The 16,936-nt window shown below is 34.6% G+C and carries 16 protein-coding genes and 1 tRNA gene; 11 read left to right on the forward strand and 6 right to left on the reverse strand.

Going from position 1 to position 16,936, the window contains the following annotated elements; genetic code table 11:
• Window positions 1–12: 12 nt before the first annotated feature.
• From murC to ACNQGX_RS02050, 7 genes are all read left to right on the forward strand, one after another.
• A complete protein-coding gene (gene murC, locus ACNQGX_RS02020; protein WP_417973577.1) occupies window positions 13–1,362 on the forward strand; it encodes a UDP-N-acetylmuramate--L-alanine ligase in 1,350 nt (449 codons plus the stop codon).
• Window positions 1,349–2,071, forward strand: a complete 723-nt coding sequence (locus tag ACNQGX_RS02025) for a cell division protein FtsQ/DivIB (RefSeq protein ID WP_417973579.1) — start codon at window positions 1,349–1,351, stop codon at window positions 2,069–2,071. The genes murC and ACNQGX_RS02025 overlap by 14 nt, the downstream gene beginning before the upstream one ends.
• A gap of 6 nt (window positions 2,072–2,077) precedes the next feature.
• Window positions 2,078–3,463 (forward strand): cell division protein FtsA, encoded by a 1,386-nt coding sequence (ftsA, locus tag ACNQGX_RS02030; protein ID WP_131915119.1) that lies wholly within the window; start codon window positions 2,078–2,080, stop codon window positions 3,461–3,463.
• 97 nt (window positions 3,464–3,560) lie between these two features.
• On the forward strand, window positions 3,561–5,504 hold the full coding sequence (gene ftsZ / locus ACNQGX_RS02035) for a cell division protein FtsZ (protein WP_417973581.1): 1,944 nt from the start codon (window positions 3,561–3,563) through the stop codon (window positions 5,502–5,504).
• A 353-nt stretch (window positions 5,505–5,857) separates the two neighbouring features.
• Window positions 5,858–6,307 (forward strand): GatB/YqeY domain-containing protein, encoded by a 450-nt coding sequence (locus ACNQGX_RS02040; RefSeq protein ID WP_131915121.1) that lies wholly within the window; start codon window positions 5,858–5,860, stop codon window positions 6,305–6,307.
• 97 nt (window positions 6,308–6,404) lie between these two features.
• Window positions 6,405–6,478: transfer RNA gene (locus tag ACNQGX_RS02045), tRNA-Arg, on the forward strand.
• Window positions 6,479–6,563: 85 nt separating this feature from the next.
• Complete coding sequence (locus ACNQGX_RS02050; protein WP_417973583.1) at window positions 6,564–7,373, forward strand: zinc-dependent peptidase; 810 nt, start codon at window positions 6,564–6,566, stop codon at window positions 7,371–7,373.
• A gap of 26 nt (window positions 7,374–7,399) precedes the next feature.
• Here the strand turns inward: ACNQGX_RS02050 and rpe are convergent, their stop codons facing one another.
• From rpe to ACNQGX_RS02080, 6 genes are all read right to left on the reverse strand, one after another.
• A complete protein-coding gene (gene rpe, locus ACNQGX_RS02055) occupies window positions 7,400–8,062 on the reverse strand; it encodes a ribulose-phosphate 3-epimerase (RefSeq protein WP_417973585.1) in 663 nt (220 codons plus the stop codon).
• Between the two features lie 421 nt (window positions 8,063–8,483).
• Window positions 8,484–9,347: a sigma-70 family RNA polymerase sigma factor gene (locus tag ACNQGX_RS02060; protein WP_007137700.1), complete on the reverse strand. Its 864-nt coding sequence runs from the start codon at window positions 9,345–9,347 to the stop codon at window positions 8,484–8,486.
• A 165-nt stretch (window positions 9,348–9,512) separates the two neighbouring features.
• Complete coding sequence (locus ACNQGX_RS02065) at window positions 9,513–11,645, reverse strand: polyribonucleotide nucleotidyltransferase (RefSeq protein ID WP_417973587.1); 2,133 nt, start codon at window positions 11,643–11,645, stop codon at window positions 9,513–9,515.
• A gap of 153 nt (window positions 11,646–11,798) precedes the next feature.
• The gene (rpsO, locus tag ACNQGX_RS02070) at window positions 11,799–12,065 is read right to left on the reverse strand and encodes a 30S ribosomal protein S15 (protein WP_066079886.1); all 267 of its coding nucleotides are present in this window, start codon (window positions 12,063–12,065) and stop codon (window positions 11,799–11,801) included.
• A gap of 105 nt (window positions 12,066–12,170) precedes the next feature.
• Entirely contained in the window at window positions 12,171–13,112 is a 942-nt protein-coding gene (locus ACNQGX_RS02075) for an energy transducer TonB (RefSeq protein WP_417973589.1), read from the reverse strand.
• 34 nt (window positions 13,113–13,146) lie between these two features.
• Window positions 13,147–13,602: a GAF domain-containing protein gene (locus tag ACNQGX_RS02080; protein ID WP_417973591.1), complete on the reverse strand. Its 456-nt coding sequence runs from the start codon at window positions 13,600–13,602 to the stop codon at window positions 13,147–13,149.
• 74 nt (window positions 13,603–13,676) lie between these two features.
• On the opposite strand from ACNQGX_RS02080, the gene xrtF reads away from it, so the two are divergent.
• From xrtF to ACNQGX_RS02100, 4 genes are read left to right on the forward strand one after another with little or no spacing between them, the layout of a single operon-like run.
• Complete coding sequence (xrtF, locus tag ACNQGX_RS02085; RefSeq protein WP_417973593.1) at window positions 13,677–14,225, forward strand: exosortase family protein XrtF; 549 nt, start codon at window positions 13,677–13,679, stop codon at window positions 14,223–14,225.
• Window positions 14,203–14,646 (forward strand): exosortase F system-associated membrane protein, encoded by a 444-nt coding sequence (locus ACNQGX_RS02090; RefSeq protein ID WP_417973595.1) that lies wholly within the window; start codon window positions 14,203–14,205, stop codon window positions 14,644–14,646. The genes xrtF and ACNQGX_RS02090 overlap by 23 nt, the downstream gene beginning before the upstream one ends.
• A gap of 58 nt (window positions 14,647–14,704) precedes the next feature.
• Window positions 14,705–15,535 (forward strand): ATP cone domain-containing protein, encoded by an 831-nt coding sequence (locus tag ACNQGX_RS02095; RefSeq protein ID WP_417973597.1) that lies wholly within the window; start codon window positions 14,705–14,707, stop codon window positions 15,533–15,535.
• A gap of 37 nt (window positions 15,536–15,572) precedes the next feature.
• Window positions 15,573–16,928: an MBL fold metallo-hydrolase RNA specificity domain-containing protein gene (locus ACNQGX_RS02100; protein WP_417973599.1), complete on the forward strand. Its 1,356-nt coding sequence runs from the start codon at window positions 15,573–15,575 to the stop codon at window positions 16,926–16,928.
• The last annotated feature ends 8 nt before the right edge of the window (window positions 16,929–16,936 follow it).

The raw sequence follows: 16,936 nt of genomic DNA on the forward strand, positions 1-16,936 counted from the left end.
ACTCAAAATAGAATGAACTTAAATCAAATACATAACGTCTATTTTATCGGAATCGGAGGCATTGGGATGAGTAATTTGGCTCGTTATTTCAAGAATCTGGGCAAGAATGTCTCGGGTTATGATAAAACGCCATCAGCTCTTACTAATGAATTAATAGAAAGTGGAATTTCAATTCATTTTGAAGACAGCATTGATGCGATTCCTATAGATTTTTACATAGAAAACACTTTGGTAATCATTACGCCGGCTGTTCCTAAGACACATTCAGAGTGGAATTATTTCTTGGAGAGAGATTTTCAAGTAAAAAAAAGAGCAGAGGTTTTAGGAATAATTACAAAAGATACCTTTTGTTTTGCAGTTGCCGGAACACATGGAAAAACAACGACATCTGGAATTTTAGGGCATATTTTGCAAGAGAGTGGTGCTGATGTTACTGCTTTTATTGGTGGAATTGTTGAGAATTATAATTCGAATTTAATAGGAAGCGGAAAAACAGTAACTGTTGTTGAAGCCGATGAATTTGATCGTTCATTCCTGCATTTGCATCCAAATATTGCCTGTATAACTTCTATGGACGCGGATCATTTGGATATTTATGGAACCAGTAAAGCTATAGAAGAATCTTTCCTTGAATTTGCTTCTAAAATAGAAGATAAGAGTAATCTTTTTATAACAAAAGAATTACCAATAGAAGGCGTAACCTGTGCTGTAAATGAAGATGCAGTTTTCAAAGCTTTTAATGTTAGAATTGGAAATGGCAGTTATGTTTTTGATGTACAGACTCCTACGGAAGTAATCAAAGATTTGCATTTTGGTTTGCCGGGAAGACATAATTTAATGAATGCATTAATGGCTATCGCAATGGCAAAATTATTCGGCACCCCAACCGATGCCATTGCAAAAGCCATTGCATCATTTGAGGGAATAAAAAGAAGGTTTTCATACCAAATAAAAACAGAAAGTAAAGTTTATATTGATGATTATGCACATCATCCAACGGAGATAAACGCAGTGCATCAGGCGGTTCGAGAGTTGTATCCAAACCAAAAAGTTTTGGCAGTTTTTCAACCTCATTTGTTTAGTAGAACGAGAGATTTTGCAGATGATTTTGCCAAAAGTTTGTCGGCTTTTGATGATATAATTTTGTTGGATATTTATCCGGCCCGTGAATTACCAATGGAAGGAATAAACTCACAATGGCTGATGGATAAAATGACGAATAGTCATAGAAAAATTGTAAATAAAGGCGATTTGATTGCAACAATTTTAGCAAGTGATGCATCGATCATTGTAACAATTGGAGCAGGAGATATTGGAGAATTAGTACCATCAATTAAAAAAGCGATAAATGAAACTCTTTAACTGGACAAATATTCGATTATTACTGATGTTTGTGTTGGTAATTTTTCTGTTTTCGTTTACGTCAAATCGTAATGCAGATAGAAAATTAACCAAATCCGTCGTTATTTTTGTAGGAGATAACGCTCCTTTTGTAAAGCAAGAAACGGTTAATAAATTGTTAATAGAAAATAAAAAAGATGCATCAAGCATTCAAAAAGTTAATTTAGATTTGAATAAGCTGGAAACAACTCTCAATGCGCAAGAAATGATTGAAAAATCAGATGTATTTGTGAGTATTGATGGTATGTTAAAAGCAGTGGTAAAACAAAAGACTCCTATTGCTAGAGTTTTTGACAAAAATGGTTCTTTTTATATTGATTACGAAGGAAATAGAATGCCCTTGTCAACTAATTTTACAGCTAGAGTTCCACTTGTTTCAGGGGGAATAAATAAAAAAAATACCGAAGATTTATCCGATTTATTTCGCTTAATCTATGACGATGCGTTTTTGAAAAAAAACATCATCGGAATTCAAATTATGCCAAATGGAAGCTTAAAAATGCTCAATAGAAATTTTGAATATCAAATTGATTTTGGTAGAATGATAAATGTGGAGCGTAAATTCAAGAATTATAAAGCTTTTTTTCAAAAAGCGGTTTTAGATAGTTCGTTGTATAAATATAAAAAAATTGACCTCCGATTTACGGAACAAGTAGTTTGCACTAAATAATAGATAATGGAAAAAGAGAATATTGCAGTAGGTCTAGATATTGGGACAACTAAAATAGTTGCCATGATAGGCAAGAAGAATGAATATGGGAAACTAGAAATTTTAGGTGTAGGAAAATCTAAAAGTTTAGGTGTGGCTAGAGGTGTGGTAAATAACATCACTCAAACCATACAATCAATACAGCAAGCGATTCAAGAAGCCGAAAATAATTCAGGCTATAAAATAAAAGATGTAGTGGTAGGAATTGCGGGACAACACATCCGTAGTATTCAGCATACAGATTACATCAGCAGAAACAATCCCGAAGAAGTAATCGGTGGGAATGATATTCAGCTTTTGATTGACCAAGTGAATAAATTGGCGATGTTACCCGGCGAAGAAATTATACATGTTTTGCCACAAGAATTTAAAATTGACGGACAATCTGAAATCAAAGAGCCTATCGGAATGTATGGTGGAAGATTAGAGTCTAGTTTTCATGTTGTAGTGGGACAAGCTTCATCGATTCGTAATGTAGGAAGATGTATTCAAAGTTCCGGAATCGAATTGTCAGGGTTGACATTGGAACCATTGGCTTCAGCTGATGCCGTTTTGAGTCAGGAAGAAAAAGAAGCTGGAGTTGCGCTTATCGATATTGGTGGTGGAACAACAGATTTGGCGATTTTCAAAGATGGTATTATTCGTCACACAGCGGTAATTCCTTTTGGAGGAAATGTGATTACAGATGATATCAAAGAAGGATGTTCGATCATTGAAAAACAAGCTGAATTATTGAAAGTTAAATTTGGGTCAGCTTGGCCAGGAGAAAATAAAGACAACGAAATTGTTTCTATTCCAGGATTAAGAGGTAGAGAGCCAAAAGAGATTTCTTTGAAAAATCTATCTAAAATAATACATGCTCGTGTTGTGGAAATTGTAGATCAGGTGTTCACGGAAGTGAAAGCTTACGGACACGAAGATCCTCGTAAAAAACTAATCGCAGGAATTGTACTTACTGGTGGTGGTGCACAATTGAAACACATCAAACAGTTAGTAGAGTATATCACAGGAATGGATACTAGAATAGGATATCCAAACGAGCATTTAGCAGGGAATTCAGATGAGGAGATTTCAAGTCCTTTGTATGCAACTGCAGTTGGATTAGTAATGAAAAGCATTGAGAATAAAACACAGAGTGCGGTAAGAATGGATGCCATTGAACAACCTAAAGCTGCGGTATACAGACAGGCAGTTGTTCAAAATCCGGTGGTGAATGAAATTCTTGAAAAAGAGGAAGACGAAGAGGATGAAAACTCAAATGAGAAACATAATTCTACCGTAAACAGGATACAAAGAAATTTTTTTGACCGTTATGTTGACAAGATTAAGGATTTCTTAGATAATGCAGAATAATTTAGAAGTAATAAAAAATATTGTTTTTTTTCCTTTTTGCCCCAAGTAAAAAAAATTAAAAATCAAAAAATAATATAAATATCAAAAACCAAATAAAATGATGAGCAACTCAGAATTTGGAAGTATTTCATTTGATTTACCAAAGAACCAATCAAATGTAATCAAAGTTATTGGTGTAGGTGGAGGCGGAAGTAACGCCATAAATCACATGTTTAAACAAGGGATTAAAGGCGTAGATTTCATCGTATGTAATACGGATTCTCAGGCCTTACAAAGCAGTTCTGTGCCTAACAAAATTCAGTTAGGAGTACATTTGACTGAAGGACTTGGAGCTGGAGCAAATCCAGATGTAGGACAACAATCCGCTATTGAAAGTATTTCCGAGATTGAAAAAATGTTGGATAGAAATACTAAAATGGTATTCATTACTGCCGGAATGGGCGGTGGTACAGGAACTGGAGCTGCGCCGGTTATTGCACAATTGGCTAAAGAAAGAGATATTCTTACTGTAGGGATTGTGACATTACCGTTCTTATTTGAAGGGAAAGTGCGTCAGGAACAAGCGTTAATTGGTATTGAAAAATTACGCAAACAAGTTGACTCTTTAATTGTTATCAACAACAATAAATTAAGAGAAGTGTATGGAAATCTTGGTTTCAAAGCTGGATTTTCAAAAGCGGATGAAGTTTTGGCTACGGCCTCAAGAGGTATTGCCGAAGTAATTACGCATCACTATACTCAAAATATCGATTTAAGAGATGCTAAAACAGTATTGTATAATAGCGGAACGGCTATTATGGGATCTTCTGTTTCTTCAGGTGAAAATAGAGCTAAGGAAGCCATTATTGCTGCTTTAGATTCTCCGTTGTTAAATGATAATAAAATTACTGGTGCCAAAAACGTATTGTTGCTTATCGTTTCTGGAACTAATGAAATTACAATTGACGAAATTGGAGAAATCAACGACCATATTCAAATTGAAGCGGGACATAATGCAAATATTATCATGGGGGTTGGTGAAGACGAATCGCTTGGAGATGCTATTGCAGTGACTATTATTGCTACAGGTTTTGATATTGAACAACAAAACGAAATAGTAAATACAGAGCCAAAAAAAATTATACACACATTAGAAGATGAACAAAGAAGTGTTCATAATCTAAGTAATAAAACGGTTGCTGCTTTTGATTTAAATACAGAATCTCCAGCTTCTAATTCAAGCGAAAGAATAGTTTTTGATTTATTGGAAGATACGGTAGTTGCTCCTGAGCCAGTGGTAACGGCGCCAACTATTAATAAGGAAGAATTGATGGTAATGTCTGAATTTATTAAAAATTTAGATGTGACTTTCGAAATTGTTTCTCCTATTACTGACATTGATTTTACAATTTCAACACCTGTTGCTGAAGTTAAAGAAGTAAAAGCAGTACAGCCAAAAGTTATTGAAAGACAAGAGCAAACTGCTTTCTCTTTTGATTTGCCACTTTTCAAAGCGGAACCGGTAGCGCAAGTTGAAGAAAAAAAAGTGATGTTTGAATTGACGAATGAAACCCGTGATATCAAAGTAAACGAAGCGGTTCAATACGTTCCCGTAACAGAATTGACTGACAATGGAATTATCAAATATTCTCTTGAAGAGTTCATGGAACCAGAGCATGATTTCATGGCTAAGCCAGTTGCTAAAACTCCAGAAGTTGTTATTCCGGCTGAGTTAAACATCACGATGAAACAAGTTGATACGTCAGTAAATGCACCTGTTGACTTTGAAGCTATTTCTCCTATGGAAATGACAATCGAGGAATCATTGCGAATGAGAGCTGATGAAAGAAGAAAAAAGCTAAAAGAATTCAATTATAAGTTTCATAACAATGTTTCTAAAATTGATGAATACGAAAAAGAACCGGCTTACAAAAGATTGGGAATAGATATTTCAAACAACCAAGCCAATAATACAAATTCGAGAATTTCTGTGGGAACAGACAGCAACAACGATCTACAGTTGCGTTCTAACAACTCGTATTTACATGACAACGTAGATTAACTAACACAAACCAAAATGAGGTAACCCGAAAATTCATTTAATTTTCGGGTTATTTTTTATCATTGCGAGGAGTTCTGATAATTATCAGAACGACGAAGCAATCTGTTGTTGTTAATTACAGTAAATTTCTTTAATTTTGTCGGGCCTTAATCCAGCTGTCGTTTCAAGCTTTTTGTCAAAAATGTTTTTTTCATGCACTTAAAAGAGCCCCTAAAGTCGCTTTTTAAGTGCATGAAAAAATTCATTTTCTCCTAAAAAGGCTTTCCACTAGCATCTGGGGCATTAAAAAAAAGTAATCAGTTTGCACTATTCAGTTTTCAGATTGAACAGCAAATTTAAAATTAAATATTATTATGAGTTTATCAGTACAAATCATGGACGATATTAAAACAGCCATGAGAGCCAAAGATACAGTTGCCTTAGAAGCTTTAAGAGCTATTAAGTCTGAAATCCTATTAGCGCAAACCGCTACAGGATCTAAGGAAGAAATAACGGAAGACGATGAAGTTAAATTGCTTCAAAGATTAGTAAAAACCCGTAAGGAAAGTGCTAGAATTTTTACAGAACAAAACCGTTTGGATTTAGCTGAACCAGAATTGGCTCAAATTGCAGTAATCGAAAAATTCTTGCCGGCACAATTAAGCGAAGCAGAAGTAGAAGCTGTGATTGCAAAAATTATTGCTGAAACTGGCGCATCAGGAATTGCTTCAATGGGAAAAGTGATGGGATTAGCTGCAGCACAATTAGGTGGAACTGCCGAAGGAAAAACGATTTCTACACTAGTTAAAAAACTATTGACATAAACAAAATTTTAGATTTTTGATTTTAGATTTAAGATTTTCAAGCATTTTGTCAAATCTTAAATCTTAAATCTAAAATCAGAAATCTAAAATTAATAATGGCTGCGTAGTTCAACTGGATAGAATATCAGATTTCGACTCTGAGGGTTGCAGGTTCGAACCCTGTCGCGGCCACAAACACAAATAAAAATGCTTCAAAAAAATCAAGTTTGCTTGAAATTCTTTTGAGGCATTTTTTATTTTAAAGCGGTTATAAAATATGACAGAACAACTTTTTATTTCAATACTTTTTGGAACATTATTTCTCCTGCTTTTAATTTTTAGAGTAGTTGAACCGGCTTATATTTTACTGTTTAATAAACCACTTTATATCCATTGGTATCCTTTCTCTAAAAAATTAAAACCAAGCCAACGTCAAATTTTAGTAAATGATTTTCCATTCTATAATAGGCTTTCTTCTAAAAGGAAAATGTATTTTGAACATCGGGTAAATGAGTTTATTACCAAGTATGAGTTTATAGGCAAGGAAACTGTTATTACAGAACAAATGAAAATGCTGATTGCGGGAACGTATGTGATGTTGACTTTTGGGATGAGAAATTATCTGGTTGGTTTGTTCAATAAAATAATAATTTATCCTTCAAGTTACTTTTCTACCGTGAATCAAGCGTATCATAAAGGAGAATTTAATCCCAGAATGAAAGCGGTAGTTTTTTCGTGGGAAGATTTTTTATTAGGGCATTTAACATCAAATGACAATATTAACCTTGGTCTGCACGAGTTCTCTCATGTATTGCATTTTCATTGCTTAAAAAGTAATGATCCAAGTGCTATTATCTTTTTTGACGAATTTAATGAAGCCGTAAAATATTACAGTAATCCAGTTTTAAATAACGAGTTGACTCAGAAAGATTATTTTAGATTGTATGCTTATGAAAATCAATTCGAATTTTTATCGGTTATCTTGGAACATTTTTATGAGACACCTCGTGTTTTCAAAAGGGAGCATCCAGAACTATATGCACATATTTCAAGAATGATTAATTTTAAAGAAGAATATTTAAAATAAAAATGGCGCTTTAAGCGCCATTTCTTTTAGAAGTTTGTTAGCTTCTTCAGATCTTGTATCGTTTGGGTTGGATTTTCCGCTTTGAAAACAAAGCTTCCGGCTACCAGAACATCAGCTCCGGCTTCCACTAATTGTTTTGCATTTTTATTGGTTACACCACCGTCAACTTCAATGATTGTGGTTGCTCCTTTTTTAGTGATTAACGCTTTTAGCTTTTCAATTTTAGCATACGTATTTTCTATAAAGGATTGTCCTCCAAAACCTGGATTTACACTCATGATACAAACTAAATCAATGTCGTTGATTACATCTTCCAGTAAGTCAATATTAGTGTGTGGATTGATCGCAACTCCAGCTTTCATTCCTTCGGCTTTGATGGCTTGTAGTGTTCTGTGAAGGTGTGTACAGGCTTCATAGTGTACACTTAGAATATTAGCGCCTAATTCAGCAAAAGTTTTAATGTAACGATCAGGATCTACAATCATCAAGTGAACGTCAATTGTTTTTTTTGCATGCCGGTTAATGGCTTCCAAAACTGGCATTCCATAAGAAATGTTTGGAACAAAAACGCCATCCATGATGTCAATATGAAACCAATCGGCTTCACTGTTGTTGATCATTTCGATGTCGCGTTGCAGATTAGCAAAATCGGCAGCAAGCACAGATGGTGCAATAAGTGTATTCTTCATTGTGTAGTTGAATTGTTTGTGCAAAAGTAGTTTTTTTAGAGCAATTGCAGAAAGTTTTTTTAGGGAAGGGATAACTCGCGAATTGTCCGTACACCGCGTAAGGGATTACTTCACTAGGGGTTTATTTTTTATATGTGTTCAGTGAATTTCATTTGAGGCGATATCCTCGAAGTGTAGAGGAGAGATAAAGCCGAAAGCCCGACCCGAAGTTTTTACGAAGGGTCACGCCCCTAAAAAATAAGGACGAGATTGCTTCGTTCCTCGCAATGACAAAAAATAAAACTCCGGTAATCAGCCGGAGTTTCAATCATCAATCAAAAAACGAACAGTTAATCAGACTGCTGTTTGCTTTAATATAGCCGAAAATCAAAAGTCATAAAGTGTATTACTTTTTACTTTATGACTTTCGAACTTATGGCTATTATCCTAAATAGGTTTTTAGTATTTTACTTCTAGAAGTGTGTTTTAATCTGCGGATTGCTTTTTCCTTGATTTGGCGCACACGCTCACGAGTTAGGTCGAAAGTTTCTCCGATTTCCTCTAATGTCATTGGGTGTTGATCGCCAAGACCAAAGTACAAACGAACAACATCAGCCTCTCTTGGAGTCAATGTTTCTAATGAACGCTCGATTTCAGTACGCAATGATTCGTGGATTAATTCTCTGTCTGGATTTGGTGATTCACCTGAACGTAAAACGTCATAAAGGTTAGAATCTTCTCCTTCTACAAGAGGCGCATCCATTGATAGGTGACGGCCAGAGTTTTTCATGCTCTCTTTTACGTCATTTACGGTCATGTCTAGCTCTTTTGCAATTTCTTCAGCAGATGGTGGACGCTCGTTAGATTGCTCTAGTAAAGCGTACATTTTGTTGATTTTATTGATAGAACCAATTTTATTCAAAGGCAAACGAACGATACGGGATTGTTCAGCCAATGCTTGTAAAATAGATTGACGAATCCACCAAACGGCATACGAGATGAATTTGAAACCACGTGTTTCATCAAAACGTTGTGCTGCTTTTATCAATCCTAAATTTCCTTCGTTAATCAAATCGGGAAGGGTTAACCCTTGATTTTGATATTGTTTTGCTACCGAAACTACGAAACGTAAATTGGCTTTTGTCAATTTCTCTAATGCTTTCTGGTCACCGGCTTTAATCTTTTGTGCTAATTCTACCTCTTCGTCAGCGGTAATAAGGTCAACTTTTCCAATTTCTTGTAAATACTTGTCTAATGAAGCAGTTTCACGATTGGTTACCTGCTTGGTGATTTTTAGTTGTCTCATGTTTTTTTGTCTCCTCAATTTTTAAGTGTACAAATGATTATACGTATGGAGTCCCAAAAAAGTTACAATAGTTTCTAAAATAATTTAATTAAAAAACAAAAATCCCGTTTCAAATTCATGAAACGGGATTTTTTATAAATAAACCTTTAGTAAACTAAGATCTGATTACTCTTTTCTTTCCTCACGTGGAGGTCTTGGCATAAGTGCTTTTCTTGACACTTTTTCTTTTCTTGTTTTTGGATCCATACCTAAGTATTTCACTTGAAAAGTATCACCCATATTAACAACATCAGAAACGTTTTCAGTACGTTCCCAAGCTAACTCAGATACGTGAAGTAATACTTCATTTCCGGGTGCTGCAAGATATTCTACTACAGCTCCAAAATCAAGCATTTTGATTACTTTCACATCATAAGCTTCTCCCATTTGTGGTTTGAAAGTAATGGACTGAATTTTAGCCAATACCGCTTCAATTCCAGCAGGATCTGTACCAAGAATTTCGATAACTCCTTGTTCATCTACTTCGTTGATAACGATTGTAGTTCCGGTGGCTTTTTGTAATTCTTGAATTACTTTTCCACCAGGTCCGATCAAAGCACCAATGAAATTACCAGGAATAGTTCTTGTGATAATTTTTGGAGCATATGCTTTAACATCTGCTTTAGGCACTGCTAAAACGTCAGTTATTTTTCCAAGAATGTGCAAACGACCATCACGAGCTTGAGCTAATGCTGATTCCATGATGTTGTATGCCAATCCTTCGATTTTGATGTCCATTTGACAAGCAGTTATTCCATCAGCAGTTCCGGTTACTTTAAAGTCCATGTCTCCTAAGTGATCCTCATCACCAAGAATATCAGACAATACAGCAAAACGATCTCCGTCAGTAATTAATCCCATAGCAATACCAGAAACTGGTTTGATCATTTGGATACCTGCGTCCATAAGTGCTAATGTACCAGCACAAACGGTAGCCATAGAAGAAGAACCGTTAGATTCTAATACTTCAGATACAATACGAATAGTGTAAGGGCAATCAGCAGGAATCATGTTTTTCAAAGCTCTTTGAGCTAAGTTTCCGTGACCTACTTCTCTTCTTGAAGTTCCTCTTAGAGGTTTTGCTTCACCTGTAGAGAAAGGAGGGAAGTTGTAATGTAAGTAGAATTTCTCTTCACCTTGTTGAGATGGAGAATCAATTTGGTTTGCTTCTCTAGAGGTTCCTAAAGTCGCTGTTGCCAATGCTTGAGTTTCTCCTCTTGTAAACAATGCCGATCCGTGAACAGATGGTAAATAATCTACTTCAGCCCAGATAGGTCTGATTTCTGTAGTTTTTCTACCGTCTAAACGTGTTCCTAAATCTAGGGTTACGTTACGAACTGCTTCTTTATTGGCTTTGTAGAAATATTTAGAAACTAAATCTCCGTTTTCAGCTAATTCTTCTTCTGTAAATAAAGATTTTACTACTTCTTTTACTTCAGCAAATTGAGCTGTTCTTTCGTGCTTTGCTGTTCCTTCTTTTGCAATAGCGTAACACAAATCGTAAGATGCCGTTTTTACTTTATCGTAAATTGCAGTATCTTCTTTTTCTTGCTCGTATGTTCTTACTTCTTTTTTACCAAAAGCAGCAACTAATCTTTCTTGCGCTTCGATTTGAATTTTGATCGCTTCGTGAGCAAATTTGATCGCTTCTACCATTTCGTGCTCTGAAATTTCTTTCATCTCACCTTCTACCATTGCGATAGAATCTTTTGAAGCACCAATCATCATGTCAATATCAGACAATTCTAATTGTGTACGGCTTGGATTGATGATAAATTTACCGTCAACTCTAGCGACACGAACTTCAGAAATTAAAGTTGAAAAAGGAATATCAGATAAAGCAAGTGCTGCCGAAGCGGCTAAACCTGCTAATGCATCCGGCATTACGTTTTCGTCATGAGACATCAATTGAATCATCACTTGCGTTTCAGCGTGATAATCATTTGGAAAAAGTGGACGCAATACACGGTCAACTAATCTCATTGTCAAAACTTCGTTGTCGCTTGGTCTTGCTTCTCTTTTGAAAAATCCACCAGGAAAACGACCTGCTGCTGCAAATTTTTCACGATAATCTACCGTTAAAGGTAAAAAATCTACTGGGCTTGCTTTTCTGGCAGATACAACTGTTGCAAGCAACATCGCATTTCCCATTTGTACTACTACTGAACCGTCAGCTTGTTTGGCTAGTTTTCCGGTCTCGATTGAGATGCTTCTGCCATCTCCTAAATCGATAATTTCTTTTGAAACTTTTGGAATCATAATTTGAATTCTCTTTAGATTAAACAATGGGTTCTAGTTGTGTTGTAGTTGTTGTTGTGCGTAGTTAATGCCTAAAACCCAATGAAAAACCAAACTTTTTTATTATTGTATATAAAAACAAAAAGAGGCACTTTCGCACCTCTTTTATATTGATTATTTTCTGATATTCAATACTTTGATAATTTCACGGTATCTGTTGATTTCTGTTTTCTTCAAGTAATCCAACAAAGATCTTCTTTTACCTACAAGCAATACTAATGAACGCTCTGTATTATAATCGTGACGATTTTTTTTCAAGTGCTCCGTTAAGTGGCTAATTCTGAAAGTGAACAAAGCAATTTGAGCTTCTGATTTTCCAGTGTTTGTTTTTTCTCCGTGTTTAGCGAAGATTTCTTCTTTAATCTCTTTAGTTAAATACATTCCAATATTTGTTTAATGATTTTTATGTATGTCGTACAGCTATTGTAAGACGGGTGCAAATGTAGAAAATAATTATGAATTATAAATTATGAATTGCAAATTATTTTAATATCTTGATTGTATAGTAATAGGTATAGAATAAAGTACACGAACATTAATGCCTCTTTGTTGACCGGGGATCCAGTTTCCATAACTTGTTAAAACTCTTATTGCTTCTAGACCTGTTCCGTAACCTATATCTCTAAGGATTTTGGGTTCTATAATTTTCCCATTTGTGTCAACGACAAAGGTAATATAGATTTTTCCTTTAAGTCCTTGTACTTTTGGTGTATTAAATGTTTTTCCTATATACCCATAAAAATGTTCGATTCCTTTTTTTGGTTTGGGTTTAGATTCAATTACATCATATGGGTGTTCCGTGTTAGAGGAATCAATGCTTACGCCCGAAATGAATTTGCCGTTTTCATAAATTTCCGTGTAGCTCCAATTAAGATTTTTGTTATATCCTTTCCAAATACCATCATGAAAACCGTTTTTTATTTTTCCGTTTTCGTGCTGTCTGTCATCGGAGTATTCATAATCACCGTTGCCGTCAATAACTTTTTGGACGTTTTCGGTATTCCAGAATTGATTAACGCTAATTTCAGAAATAGGTCCATTTTGATTTTCTAGATATTCAATTTCTGATTTGATTTGTCCATTTTCATACCAGTCAAACTGTTTGCCGCTTGGTCTGGAATTCACATAATTTGTAATGGACCTTTTATTCCCATTTTCATAATAAAATATAAATTGGCCTTCTTTCGATAGATAATCTTTGGTTTTTGAGGTTCCTGCCATTTGTAAAACGCCTGATTTGTAATAATCAGATACTTTATAGCTGTCTTGGTTTAAATTGTAGCTCTTGATTATTCTGTAATATTTATGATTTGCTTCCGTAGTTTCATTCCAAAGGGAATCCAAATAAATTTTTTTGCTAATAGGGGTTTGAGAGAATGATAAAATTGGAATTAAAAGAAATAGAATGGAGAATAAATTTGATTTCATAAATGGTTTTAATTGAGAACCAAATGTAGAAATTTTAATACAATTTAGCTATTTCTTCATTCACAAACTCTAGGAATTTTTCATCGTCTTTAGTAAATGGATCCAAGACATGGCTGTCAATATCAATTTGTCCTATGTTTTCGCCGTTTACAAAAAGGGGTACTACGATTTCTGATTTTACGGTAAAACTACAAGCGATATAATTGTCTTGTGCTGCAACGTCAGGAACAACAAAGTTTTCGTTAGAAACCGCCACTTGCCCGCAAATTCCTTTTCCGAAAGGGATTACAGTATGGTCTGTTTCTGCACCTACGTAAGGACCTAAGTGTAGTGTTTTGGTTCCTTGATTTGCAAAATAAAATCCAACCCAATTGTAATATGCAATAGAGTCGCTAAGTAATTGACAAATAGACAAGAGTTTTTCGTCTCTTGACAGCTTTTTATTTAATGTGATTTCGGTTACTTTTGGTTGTAATTCTTGAAATGTCATGTTTTTATTTTTATTTATGCAAAAGTATTTAAAGCCAGTTTCAAAAATTACATAAATTTGTTAAAAAATAGATTTTGAAAAAATATTTTATTCTTTATAAACCGTTTTTGCTTTTTCTGGCAACCTTTTTTCTGACTTATATTGTGCTGACTTTTTTGTATCAGCGCTATCTTATGAGTTTTGAAGAAAATAAAATAGACTCTATTACAAGAATGATGGGTAAAAATACGGCGCAAGTATTGCAATTGTTTAATGACGGATCTGCAATTGAAGAAAATGCTGCGCATCCTTATATGAAGTTGTTTTATAGTCAGAAATATGTAGCCCGAATTGTTGAAGGCTGTAATGCAATCAGTGTAATTATTTTGTTCATTTCATTTGTGGTAGCTTTTTCAGGGAAATTAAAAACGACGCTGCTTTTTATCTTTGGCGGAAGCCTGCTTATTTATGTGTTGAATGTTTTGAGGATTGCAGCTTTAAGTGCACTTATTTTTTATTTTCCAAAACAAGAACCATTTTTACACGGAGTCCTTTTTCCTTTGTATATTTATGGTGTAGTTTTTATTTTATGGTTAATTTGGGTTCGTAAATTTTCAAGATATGCTTCAAAAGATATTAAATAACAAACTAAGATTCATACAATTCCTTTTTTTGGTTGCATTATTAGTGCTTGTTCGCGCTTTTGAAAATCAGTTGTTTTATGATCCCTTTCTGGATTTCTTCAAAAAAGATTTTACTAAGTTACGGTTGCCAAGTTTCAATTCAACCCAATTGTTTTTAGGGTTATTGTTCCGTTATACATTGAATACTACTATTTCATTGGGTATTATTTATGTCCTTTTCAAAGACGTGGCAATGGTTAAATTTGCCTTCGTCTTGTATTATTTTTTCTTTATAATTTTAATTGTTGCTTTTTTCTACATAGTCTACTTCGCTCATGAACACAGTAATTGGATTCTGTTTTATGTTCGCAGGTTTCTGATTCAGCCAATTTTTGTCTTATTATTTGTTCCGGGATTTTATTATCAAAAACAAAATAAGTAGTCTTTTTTCTTTATCTTTAATGTTGATTTAAGTATTTGTTTATCAAATCAATAAGGGTATGAAAATCATCAAACATTCTGGAGATATTGTCGAATTTAATTCTGAGAAACTCAAAAAATCACTTTTAAAATCAGGAGCAAATGCTATTGCGGTCGACAACATACTTTATACGATAAAAAAACAAATGTATGAAGGTATTTCTACGAAGCAAATCTATAAAATGGCTTTTTCATTATTGAAAAAAACAGCTAATTCCCATGCGGCACGTTATAATTTAAGAGAAGCAATACGATTGTTAGGTCCGGCAGGTTTCTTTTTCGAAAAATATATAGCCCGTCTTTTTGCTTCGGAACAGTATCAAACGGTAACAAATATAACCTTACAGGGCAAATGTGTCTTGCATGAAATTGATGTTTTAGTAAAGAAGAATGAGGATATTTCCATGGTTGAATGCAAATATCATGTGGGTAGAGACGCCGCTTCGGATGTGAAAGTTCCCATGTACATTTTGTCTCGTTTTAATGATTTGAAGGAAAGACAACATGCCATTTTTGAAAAAAGAGATATCATTTCAAATTGTTGGATCGTCACAAATAACAGATTTACAACAGATGCTGTCGATTTTGCAAAATGCTCCGGATTGAGTTTATTGAGTTGGAATTATCCGGAAGACAACAATCTAAAAACCAAAAATGACACGCACTATCTTTATCCGGTGACTTGCTTAACCACTTTGTCAATAGCCGAAAAAGATAAGTTGTTGATATTGGATGTGATCTTGGTAAAAGAAATAATAAACCATTCCGATTGCTTAGAGAAAATTGGATTAAGCCCAAACCGAATAAGAAACGTATTAAAAGAAGCAACGGAATTATGCAGTTATATTTAAAATAATACTGGATTGTTTAATTTTAAATTCAAATCAAATGAAAGTTAAATTTATTGGTGGGGCAGGTACAGTGACCGGTTCTAAAACATTGATTGAAAGTAATGGGATTCGGATTTTGATAGATTGTGGTCTGTTCCAAGGGATAAAACCTTTGCGGGAACTCAATTGGGAACCTCTGCCTATTTTGCCGTCCACGATAGACTTTGTTTTGCTTACTCATGGTCATTTAGATCATTGTGGCTGGTTGCCAAGATTGGTAAATCAGGGCTTTGACGGCAAAATTTATTGCACGAGTCCCACAAAAGATATTACTAAGCTTATCCTTTTGGATAGTGCTAAAATTCAGGAGGAAGAAGCTAAAAATGCGAATGAAGGGAAATATTCCAAACATGAAATTGCCGAACCACTTTATACGGTTGAACAGGCTGAAAAAGTTTTTCCGTTTTTTAGAGTAATTAAAACCAATGAGCCTGTTCCTTTGGATGCCCAAATTGAAGCTGTTTATACGAATGCAGGGCATATTCTGGGTGCTTGCAGTATTGCATTGACACTTGAAAATAAAACCTTAGTTTTTTCCGGAGACATTGGTCGTGATAATGATGTGTTGATGTATCCGCCAACCAAACCCAAAAAAGCTGATTATGTTTTTCTCGAAAGTACATATGGTGATCGACTGCATCCTCAAACAGATACCAAATTAGAACTGGAAACTTACATCAACAATACTATTGAGAAAGGCGGAACGATTATTATTCCGAGTTTTGCTGTAGAGCGTGCCCAAACCATCATGTATCTGATATGGCAGCTTAGAGAAGAGAATAGGATTCCCAATATTCCTTATATTATTGATACTCCAATGGGAATTAATGCACTGAATATTTTTTCGAATAATAAAAAATGGCATAAGTTATCGCTGGAAGAATGTGCCGAAATGAGTAAAATGTTTTCATTGGTTTCTGATTATCAGGAAACAATTGAAGTGATTTTTGACGAACAGCCTAAAGTAGTGATTGCAGCCAGCGGAATGGTAACCGGAGGAAGAGTGTTAAGTTATCTCGAACATTATATTGGTCTTCCGGAAACTACTGTAATCATTGTAGGATATCAGGCCGAAGGGACACGTGGAAGAAAATTACTAGAGGGAGCAAAAGAAATTAAAATTCATGGGCGGTATTATCCTGTAAAAGCAAATATTTTGGAAATACAGGGTTTGTCAGCGCATGGAGATCAAAAGGATTTGCTTAATTGGCTGTCAGAGTTGGAAAATAAACCGACAAGAGTTTTTCTCGTGCATGGAGAAAATCAGCCGATGGATGAACTTCGGATAAAAATTCATGAAAAATATGGTTTTGATTGTAAAATTCCTTTAATGGGACAAGAGTTTGAATTGTAGATTTTTAA

The organism is Flavobacterium glycogeni, from assembly GCF_048286775.1.
Classification (GTDB): Bacteria; Bacteroidota; Bacteroidia; order Flavobacteriales; family Flavobacteriaceae; genus Flavobacterium.